This is a genomic window from Rhizorhabdus antheiae (assembly GCF_049889055.1).
Lineage (GTDB): Bacteria > Pseudomonadota > Alphaproteobacteria > Sphingomonadales > Sphingomonadaceae > Rhizorhabdus.
This window is the reverse complement of sequence record NZ_JBLTWO010000003.1, coordinates 312,125-327,049: the sequence shown is the minus strand read 5'-3', so window position 1 is coordinate 327,049 and position 14,925 is coordinate 312,125. Positions and strand designations below refer to the sequence as shown.

Here is a 14,925-nt window from a genome sequence, read left to right as displayed (position 1 = left end):
GCTAGAGCCGCCCGGCGGCGACCAGAGTCTCCCGGATCGTGGCGATATGCTCTTCGGCGACATCGCGCAGAGGACGCCGGACAAAACCGCCCGGCAGACCCTGCACGTTGAGCCCCGCCTTGAGCACGGCAGGACCGGAGCCGAAGCGGCCGACCAGTTCGCGGGTATACCAGTGATCGAGGATCATGCGGTCCTTTACGCCGCAAGCGCGGGCCGCGTCTATCTCCCCTGCCCAAAGGTGATTGTAGAAGTCCGGATGAACGCGGCCGAGAACCGCGCCGGCCCCCATCGTCCCGTCGCCGCCGCGTGCCTGCAGCAGCGCCAGGCCGTGTTCGTCCATCGAATGGCCGAACACACGAACCTTGTCGTTCAGCGCGAAGAATGTGTCGGTAAAACTCCGCAAACTGCTGGTCGACTGCTTGATGGCCACGACATTCTCGATGTCCGCAAGCCGCTCCAGCAATTCGACCGGCATGTCGATCGCGGTGCCCGGCGGCCAGTTGTACACGCAGATCGGCAGCGGCGTATGCTTGGAAATCTCGCTGTAGAAGTCGACGATCTCGTCGGCGTTCGGGCGCAGATAAGGCGGCGGCGTCACCAGCACGCCCTCGAAATGATGCGCGGCGGCAGCTTCGGCGAAGTCGATGACCTCGGGCGCGGTGAAGGCGCTGCACCCGGCGATCAGCGGCAGCCGCTTGCCCATCTGGTCGCCGGCAGCCGCGAACAGCTGCTTGCGCTCGGCCGGTCTCAGGCTGGTCCACTCACCGGTGGTCCCGGCAAGGACGAGGCCATGCATGCCCTCTGCCTCGAGCCACTCGAGCAGCCGCCCCAGACCGGCCAGGTCGAGCTGCCGATCGGCGTCGAAAGGTGTCGTGATCGCAGGGATATAGCCCCGCCAGTTGACGCGAGATCGCTTGCTCAAACCATGGCCCCCTTTGGCGCTCGTAACGGCTTTGCCAAACCGTCTCTAGCTGTTGCGACGAAGCCGCCTTCGCAGCAATAGCAATGAATCCCCACATTCGTTGCGCTACGTGCAAAGTTTTCAGTTGCGTTACGCGCCGCTTTCCTGTTGCATCGCGTCACAAAAAACGGAGCGGGGACATGTGGGACAACGCTTTCCATTATTTTTATGAGGCCGCGTCGCTCGGATCGATGCGCCTCGCGAGCGAGAAGATCGGCGTCGCGGTATCGTCGATCAGCCGCCAGATCAGCCAGCTGGAAAGCGCGATGGGGGTGTCCCTGATCGAGCGAGGCCGGCGCTCCATCCGGCTGACCGACGCAGGCCGGCTGGTGTTCGACTTTCACCGTGAACAGCTGGCCGACCGCGAGGGGCTGATGAACCGGCTCCAGGAGCTGCGCGAGGTGAAGGCCGGGCATATCGTGCTGGCGATCGGCGAGGGCTTCATCGGCAACGCCTTTGCCAAGACGATCGACCAGTTCCAGCGCCGCAACCCCGGCATCGCCATAACCGTCCACAGCTGCGCCAGTTCAGAAATCGTCCGCATGGTGCTCGAGGACGAGGTTCATATCGGCATGATCCTGCACGTGCCCGACGAACCCAAGATCCGGACGCGCCTGTCGGTCAGCCAGCCGCTGACTGTCCTGTGTGCCCCCAGCCATCCGGCCGCAGCGCTGAGCGCGATCACGCTCGAGGATCTGAACCGCTTCGACCTGTGCCTGCCGCCCAAGGGCTTCCGCATCCGATCCAGCCTGCTCCACGCCGAACGACGCGCACGGATCATGCTCGAACCGATGCTGGTGACGACCTCGATCCAGATGATGCGCGACGTCGCCAAGGCCGGGCGCGCGGTGACGGTCCTGCCGCGCATCTCGGCACTGACCGAACTGGCCGAGGGCAGCCTGGTCGCGCGGCCGCTGCTCGACCCCGAGCTCGAACATAGCTCGGTCAGTCTGATCCACCGGCTCGGTCGCCAGCTCGACGGCGCTCCGGCCCGGCTGCTGTCGCAGCTGGAGAACAGCCTTAAGAACTGGGCGCCGGCGCAGGCGATGACGCCCCATGCCGAGAATGACCTAGTCCCGGCGACGTGACGGGACCGCGATCGAGACCAGCGCCGCCACGGCGGCGTTGACGATCATCGCGACCAGGCCGGTATCCCAATGCGGCAGCAGGCCGTTCCAGAAGGGCTGCATCTGCGACAGAAGCGCCGCATAGCCGACGACGATGCCAGCCATGATGCCGACCGCATTGGCCCGCTTCCAGGTGAAGGCGAAATAGACGCCGGGCGCGAGCATGCCGATTGCGGCATAGGCCGACAGGCCGATCTCGACCAGCGAGCGCGACGCGCCGAGCGTCAGCCATACCGCCGTGCCGGCGAACAGCAGCATCGACAGGCGCGACGCGAGCAGCGCAGCGCGATCGGTCATCGAGGGCAGCATCGGCTTCAGGACGTTGCGGCTGAACAGCGATCCCGCCGTCAGCAACAGCACCGATCCGGGTACGAGTGCCAGCAGGCAGGCCGTCCCCGCGAACAGGCCCACGGCCCAGGGCGGGTAATGGCCCGCGACGAAGGTGATCAGCGCCGCATTGCTGTCGCCTTCGGGCGGCTGGGTGCCCGCCAGCAACGCCGCGAAACCGAGCAGGATGATGAAGAAATAGGACAGCGAATAGATCGGCTGGAGCACTGCGTTGCGCCGGATCGTCTTGCGGCTGCCGGCCGAAAAGCACAGCTGAAACAGATGCGGCAGGATCCAGTTGCCGATCGCGACATTGAGCGCCGAGGTCATCAGCCAGACGCTGTCGAGCCCAGCTTCGGGCTTCAGACCGGGGAAACTGCCGACGGCGGGAAAGCTGTCCTGCACCCGGGTGTAGATGTCGAGCATCGACGACGCCCCGACCGCCGTCGCCGCGCTGCCGCACAGCACCACGACCACGACGAGCATCAGGATGTCCTTCACACCCGCCGCAAAGGCCGCCGAGCGCAGCCCGGCCAGAAAGACGAAGGCGACCATCACGACCGCCGCAAGGCTCGCCGCCAGCGCGGGCGACACATCCTGCCCCAGGGTCAGGCGCAGGATCAGGCCCAGCGCGGTAATCTGGATCTGCACATAGACGATCAGCGCGGCGATGCCGGCCAGGCCGACCACGACGCCGAGCCAGGTCGCGCAATAATGGGCGGCGAAGAAATCGGCCTGGGTGACCAGATTGTCCTTGTGGCCCGCCGCCCAGATGCGCGGCATGAGCCAATAGCCGATCACCGCCGCCAGCGAGACCGACGTCAGCGCGAGATAGGCGGGCGCACCATAGGCCCAGGCGAAGCCGGAGATGCCGAGCACCGCGAAGGTGGTGTAGATCTCGCCCGCGTTCAGAAACCAGAAGATGAGGATGCCGAAGCGCCGCCCGCCGACGGCCCATTCGGCCATCGTCTTCGCACGCGCCTGCCGGCGGCTGTAGAGAACCGCACCGATCACGGTGCCCAGCACGATCGCCAGAGTGAGCGCGAGGATCATGCGTGATGGTCCCCGCCCTCAAGCCCTTCGCCGTCAGCCCCCTCCTCGTCGCCGTCGATACGCTCGTCGAGACGGAAGACGATGGCGATGATGATCGTCGTCAGGACGATGCCGACCATCTGCCACGCCATCGGAAAGGGCAGCGACAGCGGCCGCCACGCGACGTCGTTGACCAGCGGGACTGCCGCGACCTGCCAGAGGAAAGGGATCAGGAACAGCCAGCGGTGCCCATAGCGTCCGGTCGTCATGCCTTCGTCTTTCCCCCGCCCGCGGCGATCCAGCCATCGACCTTCGCTTCGAGCACATCCATGGGCAGGCTGCCCGTCTCCAGCGCCTGCTGGTGATAGTCGCGGATATCGAAGCGGCTGCCAAGCTTGGCGGTCGCGCGGTTGCGCAGCTCGCGGAACTTGAGTTCACCGATCTTGTAGGCGCAGGCCTGGCCCGGATAGGCGATGTAGCGATCGATCTCGACCGCGACGTCACGTGGCGCCATCGAGGTGTTGTCGAGCATATAGTCGATCGCCTTCTGCCGATCCCAGCGCCTGGCGTGGATTCCGGTATCGACCACGAGCCGCACGGCGCGCAGCATCTCCATGTCGAGATGCCCGAACAGCTGCATCGGATCGCCGAACATGCCGAGTTCCGGCCCGAGCGATTCCGCATAGAGCCCCCAGCCCTCGCTATAGGCGGTCGAGGAGCCATAGCGGAGCAGCGGCGGCAAGGCCTCGTTCTCGCGCACCAGGGTGATCTGGAAATGGTGGCCCGGGATGCCCTCGTGCAGCGTCAGCGTCTCCAGCGTCGGGATCGGCCGGGTGTTGAGCATCGACATGTTGAAGAACAATATGCCGGGGCTCTTCCCGTCCGGCGGGCCCGGCCGATAATAGCCGGTGCCGCGCTGATCGCCGAGTGCGGGCAGCGGCGCAACCTTGAACGGCGCCTTGGGGCGGCTGTGGAACAGCTCCGGAATGCGCAGCCAGATGCGGTCCTCGATCGCCTTGAAACGGCCAAGCAGTTCGTCGGGCGTCTTGCAGTAGAATTTAGGATCCGTCCGAACATATTCGAAGAATGCCTTGAGATCGCCGGAAAACCCGACCGTCTCGCGGACGCGGTCCATCTCGGCACGGATGCGCGCCACCTCGGACAGGCCGAGGGCGTGGATCTCGTCGGGCGTCCGGCGCGTCGTCGTGTGGCGGGCGAGCTCCCAGGCATAGAGGCGGTCGCCGTCCTTCATCGCCCAGCGCCCCGGCTCGGGCGTCGCGACCGGAAGATAGGTGTCGCGCAGGAAGCTCTGCCACAGACGATAGCCCGGATAGACCTTCTCCTCGATCGCCTTGCGATAGGCGGCGGCAAGGCGCGCCTTGTCTGCTGCCGGGAAGCCGGCGGGGAGACGATCGATCGCCGACCAGAAGGGGCTCTTTTCGACCGGCGTCGCGAGCATCGCGTCGACCTGCTTCAGCAGATTGTCGACGACGATGCGGGGCTGCTTATACCCCTCGGCGAGGCCGCGCTTCGCCTGGGCGACCGAATTGCCGAGATAGCCGACGAAGCCATCGAGCCGCTCGAGCCCGGCTTCATAATCCTGCACCGTCGCGAAGGGCGCCGGGCCGCCGGACACGAAGTCGGGAAACTCGACCTGCAAGCCGAAGGACGGATTGAACGGCGCCTTGCGCTGCACCTCGAACAGGCCGCTCTCGAACAGATCGAGAGTCTGGCGCGTCTTGTAAGCGAACACGTCATAGGCGATGCGGTCAACCGGCGAGAGCGCGGCGCGCTCGATCGCCTGCAGTTCCTGCCATTCGGCCAGCTTGTTCGCCTTCGTCTTCGTTGCAAAAAAATCGCCCAGCGGGTCGACGAAGACCGGCCCGGTGATTGCCTTGGCCTTGCGCGATTCCGAAATGGGGTCGAGCTGCGCTTCCGCTTCGTCGCTCTGTTCGAGCAGCGCGCGCAACCGGCGTACGGCATCGTTCTCGCCAGCAGCCCAACCAGGCATTGCTGCAATGGCAGCGCCCGCGCCAAGCAGGCCGAGCACTCCCCGGCGCGACGCTTCTATTGTCTCGAAAGCGGTCATTTTCTTCCCCCCGTGCAGGATGCGGTCGGAACCCTGCGCGCAGAATGCAAATCCCCGCCAGCACGGCAAGCGGCGGGCCCGTCTGCCCGATGACCGAAATATGCCGGATTTCCTTGTCTTCCGTGGCATTGCGGCATGCAATTTGCGGATACCGCAACGAACAATCGCAGTTCGATGCATTGTTTGCACAGTTACATCACGCATGCTGCCAGCGGGTGGAGGCGGCTCCCGGATGGCGCCTCCGGAACAGAGGGAAGCAAGACCGATGAAGCCACGCATGGGAGCGATCTGCCTTATCGCCAGCCTCGGGCTCGCCACGCCCGCTATCGCAGAGACGGTCGCGCTGACCGGTGCCAATGTCGTCGACCTCGACGGCAAGCCGGCGGTCCGCAACGCCGTGGTGCTGATCGACGGCGAGCGGATCAAGGCGATCGGGCCCGCCGTGACGACGCCCGTTCCAGCCGGAGCACGCACCATTCCGCTGGATGGCAAATGGCTGATCCCCGGCCTGATGAACATGCATGTCCACCTGGCGCTCAATCTGCCGGGGGCCGCACGCATCCATAATGAGGGCAAGGATTCGATCGCGCTCCGGATGCTCGACAATGCGCAGAAGTCGCTGCGCTCGGGCGTGACCACGATCCGCCTGACGGGTGCGCAGGATGGCGTCGACTTCACCGTCAAGAATATGATCGACGGCGGCACCTTCGACGGTCCCCGCATTCACACCGCCGGCTCGTCGATCGTCGCCACCGGCGGACATGGCTCGACCGAGGTCAATGGCCCGGCCGAATTCTCGCGCGCGGTGCGCGAGCAGGTCAAGCGGGGCGCGACCTGGATCAAGCTCGGCATTTCGGGCGGCATCTCCGACACCCATGGCGACATCGCAGCCTCCCCGTTCACCGACGACGAACTCAAGACCGCGATCGAGGTTGCCCATCGCAACGGGGTTAAGGTCACCGGCCATAATGGTTCGCCTCTGGCGGCCGAGGCGGCGATCGACGCCGGGATCGACGGTTTCGAGCATGGCTATTTCCTGACGCCGCCCGTGCTGACGAAGATGAAGCAGAAGGGCGTCTGGCTGGTCCCCACCATTGTCGTGAGCCAGCAGGGCGCCAAGGAATTCTACCGCAAGATCGGTTCGCCCGACTGGTATCTGGCGCGCGTGGATTCGGTCGGCAAGGCGCACTGGGAAACGCTGCGCAACGCGATCCGGATCGGCACGCCGATCGCGCTCGGCAGCGATCAATATCCGTGGGAACCGAACGAAGGCACCACGGCGACGATCCGAGAGGCCGAGCTTTATGTCGATGCCGGCATGACCCCGCTGCAGTCGCTCCGCGCCGCGACGATCGAACCCGCGCGCATGCTCGGCATCGACAAGGAGGTCGGCGTGCTCAAGCCAGGCTATCTTGCCGATATCGTTGCGGTCGACAGCGATCCGACCGGCGATATTCGCGCGCTGCGAACGATCAGTTTCGTGATGAAGGGCGGCAAGCCGGTGACTGGAGTGTCCGCAAAGGATTGAGAATGTCTAATTTGCACCTGCCGCAACAAACGAGCCTATTCGGTGCCATTGCAACAACTTTGTAACTGACGGACAACTCAACCAGCAGGTCGGTCAGGTATCGGCTGCCGAAGGGGGAAACAGGTGAAGAGCAGGACGATCCTCGGATCTCTGACGGCACTGCTGGTCGCCGCTGCTACGCCGCTCGCGGCAGCGGCTCCGACGACCGACAAGCTGTCTCAGATGTTCGTCTGGTGGAATCAGGCCTTCACCACGCCCGGCGCCTACACTGCCGAAAACTTCGCCCGCTACTTCACGATCGACGCCACCCTGACGCTGAACGGCGAAACGGTGATCCACGGCCTCGACGACTGGGCAAAGCATTTCCAGGCGATCCAGGCGAGCGGTGCGCTGGTCGAGATCGTCGTGCCGTTCAAGGACGCGTTCGAGAAAGACGGGCGGATCTACACCTATCATGTCATCCGCTCGCGCCGGAACGGCAAGGTCGGCTGCATGCTCGCAGCCGGACATGCCGACCTGCGCGGGGACAAGATCGCCGCCATCACCTTGGTGCGCGTACCGGTCGACACGACGAAGCCATCGGTCGACCCGCAATGCTGGACGAGTTGAACTGAGCTTTAGCCGGGCGTGGGGCCCGGTCAGAGGGGATTTCTACCAAGGATCGGAGCACCGTAGATCAAAGATCGCGGGCTCATCAAAAAGGGGTAAGATGATGGACGCTTCTTTCTACTCGAAGATCAATCGACGCATTTGCGGCTGCACCGCTTTGGTGTCGGTCGCCATGGCGATGGGTGCCGCACCGGCCTATGCGCAGGCCGCCGCGGACGCTGCTGCGTCCGAAGGCGACATCATCGTGACGGCGCAGCGTCGCGCGGAATCGATCCAGAGCGTTCCGATCTCGATCACCGCCGTCACCGCCGAGCAGCTGAAGAGTCAGAATGTCCAGGGCGTCGAAGATTTCTTCGCGATGACCCCGAACGTCTCCTTCCAGAGCAACGGTTCGCGCGACCGCAAGGACCTCTCGATCCGCGGCATCTCGAACCAGCTCAATCCCTATGCCGACGTTCGCCAGTCGAGCTACGCCTTCTACATCGACGATTTCAACGTCGTCGCCGGCACCAGCAACCCGCAGATCGTCGACCTTGAGCGCATCGAAGTGCTGCGCGGTCCGCAGGGCACCTATTTCGGTCGCAACGCCGTGGGCGGCGCCATCAACGTCACCACCAAGAAGCCGGTCGACCGCTGGGAAGGCGAAGTGGAGGTCGGCTATTCGAGCTTCGACACCAAGCGCGCGCAGGCCGTGATCAACGTGCCGATCTCGCCGGGTCTGTTCGCGATCCGCGCCGCCGGCCAGTATGAGAAGTCGGACGGCTATATCAAGAATATCAACCCGATCGGCGGCGGCAACGACAGCAAATATTATACCGGTCGTATCCAGGGCCGCTTCACGCCCAGCGAGAACTTCACCTGGGACCTGATGTACAGCTATTCGAACGAGGCGACCGGCATGCGCAACGGCGTGCCGACCGGCTTCGTCACGCGCACCTGGGCATCGGTCTATTATCGCACGACCGCAGGCGTCATCGGCAATCCGGATGGCGTCGGCTTCTACCCGAACAACATCAACCGCGTGAACTTCAACCGTCCGCAGAAGGTCGGCACCAAGTTCGACTATATCAGCTCGCGCGCGGTTTGGGACATGGGCCCGGTTTCGCTGACCAGCGTCCTCGGCCACCTCAAGTCGTCGCTGTTCAACTATGGCGATGTCGACGGCGGCAGCCCCGACTTCTTCTACGAAGACCTGAAGGTTACCCGCAAGTCGACCAGCGGCGAGCTTCGCCTCGCCTCGAACGGCAAGCAGGCACTCGAGTGGAGCGTCGGCACCGTTGTCGGCAAGGATACGGGTCTCAGCGACCAGTCGACCTTCCACGGCGCTCAGAGCCCGCTCTGCCCGGCCTCGACCGGTGGCCGCTGCAACGGCCTCGAAGTAACGGGTGCCGACGGCTACAGCACGTCCAAATATTTCGCGCTGTTCGCCCAGGGCACCTGGAACATCTCTGACCAGTGGGCCGCGACCGCCGGCGTCCGCTATTCGAAAGAGAAGGTCACCAACGACTCGCAAACCCGCTCGAACACCATCCTGACCGGCATCAACGACCGCTCGGCCAGCTTCGACGACGTCTCGCCGAAGTTCACGATCAGCTACAAGCCGCAGACCGACTGGATGATCTTCGCGACCGCCTCGCGCGGCTTCAAGGCGGGTGGCACGCAAACGGCAAATACGGCGCAGCTGCGCAACGAGTTCGATCCGGAAACGCTGTGGAACTATGAACTCGGCACCAAATTCGACCTGTTCGACAAGCGCGTCCGTGTCGACATCACCGGTTTCTACATGGACTGGAAAAAGATCCAGCAGACGATCCGTTTCCAGTTCATCGATCCGGTCACCGGGCTGCTCCGGGGCGTCAGCGGTATCGACAACGCCGCAGCTGCTGAGAGCTACGGCATCGAAGCCAGCTTCGACGCCAAGCTGACCGACTTCTGGATGCTGAGCGGCCAGGTCGGTTACAACAAGTCGAAGTATAAGGATTGGAAGAACGCGCTGATCGATGGCAACGTGATCGACGTCAGCGGCCAGGAGCTGACCAACGCTCCCGAATGGACGCTGGGTGCGCAGACTCAGTACACTGTTCCGATCACCGACGAGCTCGAATCCTTCGCCCGCGTCGAATGGAACTATCGCGCCAAGATGGTCTCCAATCCCTTCTATTATCTCTACAAGAACGTCGCGGGTGAGCCGTTCCTCAGCCCGAGCTACCACAATGTGAACGTCCGTCTCGGCGTCGAGACCGAGAAGTTCCGCGCCGTCGTGTTCGTGGAGAATCTCTTCAAGGAGAAGTTCTACGCGAACGCCTATGAGAAGGCCTTCTACAGCGGCGTTCAGGTGGAGCCGTCCTTCCGCCAGTTCGGCGTGAACGTCGGCTACAAGTTCTGACAATGAAAAAAGGGCGGCGGCCATCGGGTCGCCGCCCTTCTTTATCGACCCCGCAAACATGATCCTCGTGGGGGCGGGGATGACGATATGGGAAAGAGGCCGATGCGGCACTGGCTGATGACCATCCTGCTCGCCTGCCTGGCCTTTGGCGCCTCCCCCGCGAGCGCCGCCGAAACCGATAGCGCGACCGCCTGCGCGCAGCTCTCCAGCATCACGCTCGATCTTCCGCCGGAAATGCCGGCGCATATTCTGTCCTCGGACATGATCGCCACAAGCGGATCGACGCCGGCCCTGTGCCGCGTGCGCGGCTATGTATCACCCAACACCCATTTCCAGATCACCCTCCCCGCCTCCGGCTGGAACGGGAAGTTCTTCTACGCCGGCTGCACCGGTTCCTGCGGGATGGCCGGGGAGTCGCTGTGGGCGCGCGAATGCGACTATCCCGTCGCGCGCGGCTATGCCTGCATCTTGTCCGACATGGGCCACCGCTCCGGGCCCGGCGACGGGCTGTGGGCCTGGCGCGACCTGGAGGCGAAGATCGACTTCGCCTATCGCGCCACCCACCGGACAGCCCTCGTCGGCAAGGCCATCGTCAGCGCCTTCTACGCGCAGCCCGCCAAGCGTTCCTATTTCATGGGCTGTTCGACCGGCGGGCGCCAGGGCCTCGTCTCCGCCCAGCGCTTCCCCGAGGATTTCGACGGCATCATCGCCGGCGCCCCCGTCGTCAGCGAAGCCGGAACCTCGATGAGCTTCGTCTGGACGCTCAACAGCCTCGCGCGTGCCGACGGCAGCCCGATCTTCGACGACCGCAGCCTCGCCATCCTCCATCGCGGCGCAGTCGCGGCGCTGGACGCCGCCGACGGGCGCAAGGACGGCGTCATCGGCAATCCCCGCGCGCGCTTCGATCCCGGCACCCTCGCCTGCAACGGCATGACCGGCGACTGCCTGACCGCCGAGCAGATCGAAGCCGCGCGAAAAATCTATGCCGGCCCGGTGAACGCAAAGGGGCAGCCCGTCTATCAGGGCGGCGGTTTCCTGCCGGGATCCGAGATGGGCTGGCGCGCCTTCCTTTCGATCGGCGGCCCGGCGTCGGCGACGCGCTCCGGTACCGACACCACGCGCTACATCCAGTCCGACTTCGGCCCCGGCTGGGAAGCGAAGGCGTTCGACTTCGACCGCGACCCCGATCGGCTGCGCGAATATGAAGTGCTGTACTCCGCTTCCAATCCGGATCTGCGCGCCTACAGGCATGGCGGCGGCAAGCTGCTGATCTACCATGGCTGGGCCGATGCGCGGGTCGCGCCCCTCAACAGCGTCGACTATTATGGCGCCGTCACCCGCGCCATGGGCGGTCAGGCGGCGACCGAGAGCTTCGCGCGGCTCATCATGGTCCCCGGCATGGAGCATTGCTGGGGCGGCGACGGCCCCTTCGCGATCGACTATATCGCCGCGATGGAAGCCTGGGTGGAGCGCGACGTTGCGCCCGCCGCCTTGCGCGCCGCGCATCGCTCCCCCGCAATGTCTGCGGACGGCGCCACCTTCATCCAGAGCTTCCCAGCACCTGCCGGCAGCGAGCGCGCGGTGGAGATGCTTCCGACCTACAAGGTCCAATAAGATAAACCCGTCTTCCGTTTCCCGAGGAGTAGTCCCGTGTTGATCGATCGTCGCCGCTTCCTTCATGCCGCCGCCGGCACCACCGCCCTCAGCCTCGCCGGGCCGATGCAGGGCGTCTGGGCGGCCGCGACCGGCTCGGGCGATGCGGCGCTCCAGGCGCTGCTGCAACGCCACACCGAAGCCTTTCTGCGTCGCTCGCCGGAAGAGGCCACCGGCAACGACTATGACAAGGGCGCCAATGCCTATCTGCGTGCGCGGCTCGACGACCGTTCGCTCGCCGCGCGCGAAAGCGACCGGGCGGCGGTGAAGCAGGGGCTGCGCCAGCTGCGCGCGATCTCCGCCGACACGCTGTCCCCGCGCTCGGCTCTGGACCGCGATGTCGCGCTGTACGTCTATGAGACGCTCGACGACATGCTCGGCCGCTACGGCTATATGGACATGAACCTGCGGCCGAGCCCCTATGTGGTCAGCCAGATGAACGGCGCTTATTACTGGCTGCCCGACTTCATCGGCGGGCGTCACCCGATCAAGGACGCAGCCGATGCCGACGCCTGGTATGGTCGCCTGGGGGCACTCGCGACCGCGCTCGACCAGGAGAGCGAGCGCATCCGCCACGACGCCGCGATAGGGGTCATTCCACCGAGCTTCGTGATCGCCAAGACGATCGCCCAGATCAAGGGCCTGCGCGACGGCAAGCCGCTCGAATCCGCGCTCCTCGCCCCCGCGCTCAAGAAGCTCGCCGCGCTCGGCCGACAGGGCGACGACGCCCGCGCCGAAAAGATCTTCCGCGACCGGATCGTCCCCGCGCTCGACCGGCAGATCGCCGCGCTTCAGGCGATCGCGCCCAAGGCGGTCGACGTCGCCGGCGTCTGGCGCCTGCCCGACGGCGATGCCTATTATGCGGCGGCGGTCCGCTCCAACACGACCGCCGACATCGCGCCCGGCGACCTCCACAAGCTGGGGCTCGAGCAATGCCGCCAGCTGATCGAGCAGATCGACACGCTGTTGAAGGCGCAAGGCCTGTCGCAGGGTTCGGTCGGCGCGCGCATCGGGGCGCTCAACCAGGACGCCCGCTTCAAGGTCAGCGACGACGATGCCGGCCGCGAGAAGCTGCTCGCGCTCGCCACCGGCTATATCAAGGACATCACCGCGCGGCTGCCGCAGGCCTTCGGCATCTCGACGGTCGACCCCGTCATCGTCCGCCGTATCCCGCCCGCGATAGAGGCCGGCGCACCCGGCGCCTTCTATGGCGAGGGCGCTCCCGGCGAGCCCGGCGTCTATTCGCTCAACCTCCAGCATCCGAGCGAACATGCGACCTGGCGCCTGCCGACCCTCACCCATCATGAAGCGGTCCCGGGCCACCATTTCCAGTATAGCGTGCTCAATCATGCCCCGGCCCTGCCGCTGTTCCGCAAGGTCGTGCGCTTTTCCGCCTATACCGAAGGCTGGGCGCTCTACGCGCAGCAGGTCGCGGCGGAACTGGGCATCTATGAGAATGATCCTTTCGGCCGGATCGGCGAGCTTCAGTCGCAGCTGTTCCGCGCGGCGCGGATCGTGGTCGACACCGGCATCCATCACGAGCGCTGGACCAAGGACCAGGCGGTCGCCTGGATGGTCGACAATGCCGGCGAACAGCCGCTGGCGACCGAACGCGAAGTAACCCGCTACGCGGTCTATCCGGGCCAGGCATGCAGCTTCAAGGTCGGCGCCAACCGCATCGTCGCCGCGCGCGAGGCGGCGCGCGCGAAGATGGGCGACCGCTTCGACGTGCGGGGCTTCCACGACCTCATCCTGACCTCCGGCCCGATGCCGATGGCGGTTCTCGAAAAGGCCGTCGCGCAATGGGCCGCAGCCTGACACTCCACAGGGGAATGATCACATCATGAAGACCAAGAGCTTCCGAATTGCGATACTGGCCTTGCTGGCGGGCATCGCCATGCCCGCCGTCGCGCACGCGGCGGCGAGTGCCGAGCCGGTCAAGGCACAGGCAAGCAGCAAGACGATCGCGCTGACCGACGCCAATATCGTGTCGATCGAGGGCGGCGCGCCGATCCGCAACGGCGTGCTGATCGTGCGCGACGGCAGGATTCTCGCCGCCGGCCCCGCCGCCTCGGTCAAGATCCCAGAGGGTGCCGAGATCGTGTCGATGGGTGGCAAGTGGCTCGCCCCCGGCCTGATGAACATGCACGTTCATCTGGGCCTGAAGCTGCCGGGTGCGGAGGGCGCCGCGCTGGCGAACGAGACCGACCCGCAGATGGCGCTGCGCATGGCGGCCAATGCCCGCAAGTCGCTGCTCGCAGGCGTGACCACGCTCCGCCTGGTCGGCGAGGATCATGGCGTCGACTTCGCCGTCCGCCGGGCGATCGAGAAGGGCGAGATCATCGGACCCCGGATCAAGACTGCGGGCGAGGTCATCGTCCCCACCGGCGGCCATGGTTCGCTCGAGGCCGACGGCCCCTATGCGCTCGCCCATGCCGTGCGCGAGCAGATCAAGCAGGGCGCCGATTGGATCAAGATCGCCATTTCGGGCGGCATCGCCGACACCCATGGCAGCATCTCTGCCGCGCCGATGACCGACGAGGAGCTCAGGACCCTGATCGAGGTCGCGCATCGCAACGGCATCAAGGTCACCGCGCATAACGGTTCGGCCGAGGCGGCCAAGCAGTCGCTCGCTATGGGCATCAACTGCTTCGAGCATGGCTATCATCTGAGCGACGAGAATCTGAAGGAGATGAAGGCGAAGGGCGTCTGGCTGGTGCCCACCGCCGTCGTCACCCAGGAAGGCGCCAAGGAATTCTACAAGAAGATCGGCTCGCCCGACTGGTATCTCGACCGGGTGGATTCGACCGGCAAGGACCATTGGGCGATGCTCCAGAAGGCGATCCGCCTGGGCGTCAACATCGGCCTCGGCACCGACCAGTTCCCGTTCGAGCCCAATGGCGGCACCACCGCCACGGTGGCGGAGGCGGAACTCTATGTGAAGGCGGGCATGACCCCGCTGCAGGCGCTGCAGTCGGGCACGACCCAGACCGCGAAGCTGCTGGGCATCGAGGACCAGGTCGGCCGCCTTGCGCCGGGCATGGCCGCCGACATCATCGCGGTCGACAGCGACCCGACCGCCGACATCTCGGCGCTGCGCACGATCAGCTTCGTGATGAAGGGTGGCCGCATCTACCGCGACGACGCCCACGGCACGCTGGCGGACTGAGGAACTGTGGCTGGATCCGTCGTTCAGGCGGGTCCGGCCGCGAC

At 65.3% G+C, this 14,925-nt stretch carries 11 protein-coding genes; 7 read left to right on the top strand and 4 right to left on the bottom strand.

What is annotated here, in order from left to right; genetic code table 11:
* Position 1 precedes the first annotated feature (1 nt).
* Positions 2 to 922 (bottom strand): dihydrodipicolinate synthase family protein, encoded by a 921-nt coding sequence (locus ACNI3R_RS09035; RefSeq protein WP_426182238.1) that lies wholly within the window; start codon positions 920 to 922, stop codon positions 2 to 4.
* Between the two features lie 179 nt (positions 923 to 1,101).
* Here ACNI3R_RS09035 and ACNI3R_RS09030 point away from each other — a divergent pair, with 179 nt between their 5' ends.
* Complete coding sequence (locus tag ACNI3R_RS09030) at positions 1,102 to 2,049, top strand: LysR family transcriptional regulator (protein ID WP_426182235.1); 948 nt, start codon at positions 1,102 to 1,104, stop codon at positions 2,047 to 2,049.
* Here ACNI3R_RS09030 and ACNI3R_RS09025 read toward each other — a convergent pair.
* From ACNI3R_RS09025 to ACNI3R_RS09015, 3 genes are read right to left on the bottom strand one after another with little or no spacing between them, the layout of a single operon-like run.
* A complete protein-coding gene (locus ACNI3R_RS09025; protein WP_426182232.1) occupies positions 2,032 to 3,468 on the bottom strand; it encodes a sodium:solute symporter family protein in 1,437 nt (478 codons plus the stop codon). The genes ACNI3R_RS09030 and ACNI3R_RS09025 overlap by 18 nt on opposite strands.
* Positions 3,465 to 3,716, bottom strand: coding sequence for a DUF3311 domain-containing protein (locus ACNI3R_RS09020; RefSeq protein ID WP_426182229.1), 252 nt, complete (start codon positions 3,714 to 3,716; stop codon positions 3,465 to 3,467). Before ACNI3R_RS09020 ends, ACNI3R_RS09025 begins: the two co-directional genes overlap by 4 nt.
* Positions 3,713 to 5,536, bottom strand: a complete 1,824-nt coding sequence (locus ACNI3R_RS09015) for a DUF885 domain-containing protein (RefSeq protein ID WP_426182226.1) — start codon at positions 5,534 to 5,536, stop codon at positions 3,713 to 3,715. The genes ACNI3R_RS09020 and ACNI3R_RS09015 overlap by 4 nt, the downstream gene beginning before the upstream one ends.
* 265 nt (positions 5,537 to 5,801) lie before the next feature.
* Here ACNI3R_RS09015 and ACNI3R_RS09010 point away from each other — a divergent pair, with 265 nt between their 5' ends.
* From ACNI3R_RS09010 to ACNI3R_RS08985, 6 genes are all read left to right on the top strand, one after another.
* Positions 5,802 to 7,064 (top strand): amidohydrolase family protein, encoded by a 1,263-nt coding sequence (locus ACNI3R_RS09010; RefSeq protein WP_426182223.1) that lies wholly within the window; start codon positions 5,802 to 5,804, stop codon positions 7,062 to 7,064.
* Positions 7,065 to 7,187: 123 nt separating this feature from the next.
* Positions 7,188 to 7,673: a hypothetical protein gene (locus ACNI3R_RS09005; protein ID WP_426182221.1), complete on the top strand. Its 486-nt coding sequence runs from the start codon at positions 7,188 to 7,190 to the stop codon at positions 7,671 to 7,673.
* Positions 7,674 to 7,773: 100 nt separating this feature from the next.
* The gene (locus tag ACNI3R_RS09000; protein ID WP_426182218.1) at positions 7,774 to 10,059 is read left to right on the top strand and encodes a TonB-dependent receptor; all 2,286 of its coding nucleotides are present in this window, start codon (positions 7,774 to 7,776) and stop codon (positions 10,057 to 10,059) included.
* Between the two features lie 87 nt (positions 10,060 to 10,146).
* Complete coding sequence (locus ACNI3R_RS08995) at positions 10,147 to 11,673, top strand: tannase/feruloyl esterase family alpha/beta hydrolase (protein ID WP_426182215.1); 1,527 nt, start codon at positions 10,147 to 10,149, stop codon at positions 11,671 to 11,673.
* Between the two features lie 36 nt (positions 11,674 to 11,709).
* Positions 11,710 to 13,530 (top strand): DUF885 domain-containing protein, encoded by a 1,821-nt coding sequence (locus ACNI3R_RS08990; protein WP_426182212.1) that lies wholly within the window; start codon positions 11,710 to 11,712, stop codon positions 13,528 to 13,530.
* Positions 13,531 to 13,555: 25 nt separating this feature from the next.
* Complete coding sequence (locus ACNI3R_RS08985; RefSeq protein ID WP_426182209.1) at positions 13,556 to 14,881, top strand: amidohydrolase family protein; 1,326 nt, start codon at positions 13,556 to 13,558, stop codon at positions 14,879 to 14,881.
* Positions 14,882 to 14,925 lie beyond the last annotated feature (44 nt).

What these genes read in the sequence shown, in the direction of transcription:
- ACNI3R_RS09030 (WP_426182235.1), top strand. Translation starts at nt 1,102, where the DNA reads ATGTGGGACAACGCTTTCCATTATTTTTATGAGGCCGCGTCGCTCGGA.
- ACNI3R_RS09025 (WP_426182232.1), bottom strand. Translation starts at nt 3,468, where the DNA reads ATGATCCTCGCGCTCACTCTGGCGATCGTGCTGGGCACCGTGATCGGT.
- ACNI3R_RS09020 (WP_426182229.1), bottom strand. Translation starts at nt 3,716, where the DNA reads ATGACGACCGGACGCTATGGGCACCGCTGGCTGTTCCTGATCCCTTTC.
- ACNI3R_RS09015 (WP_426182226.1), bottom strand. Translation starts at nt 5,536, where the DNA reads ATGACCGCTTTCGAGACAATAGAAGCGTCGCGCCGGGGAGTGCTCGGC.
- ACNI3R_RS09010 (WP_426182223.1), top strand. Translation starts at nt 5,802, where the DNA reads ATGAAGCCACGCATGGGAGCGATCTGCCTTATCGCCAGCCTCGGGCTC.
- ACNI3R_RS09000 (WP_426182218.1), top strand. Translation starts at nt 7,774, where the DNA reads ATGATGGACGCTTCTTTCTACTCGAAGATCAATCGACGCATTTGCGGC.
- ACNI3R_RS08995 (WP_426182215.1), top strand. Translation starts at nt 10,147, where the DNA reads ATGGGAAAGAGGCCGATGCGGCACTGGCTGATGACCATCCTGCTCGCC.
- ACNI3R_RS08985 (WP_426182209.1), top strand. Translation starts at nt 13,556, where the DNA reads ATGAAGACCAAGAGCTTCCGAATTGCGATACTGGCCTTGCTGGCGGGC.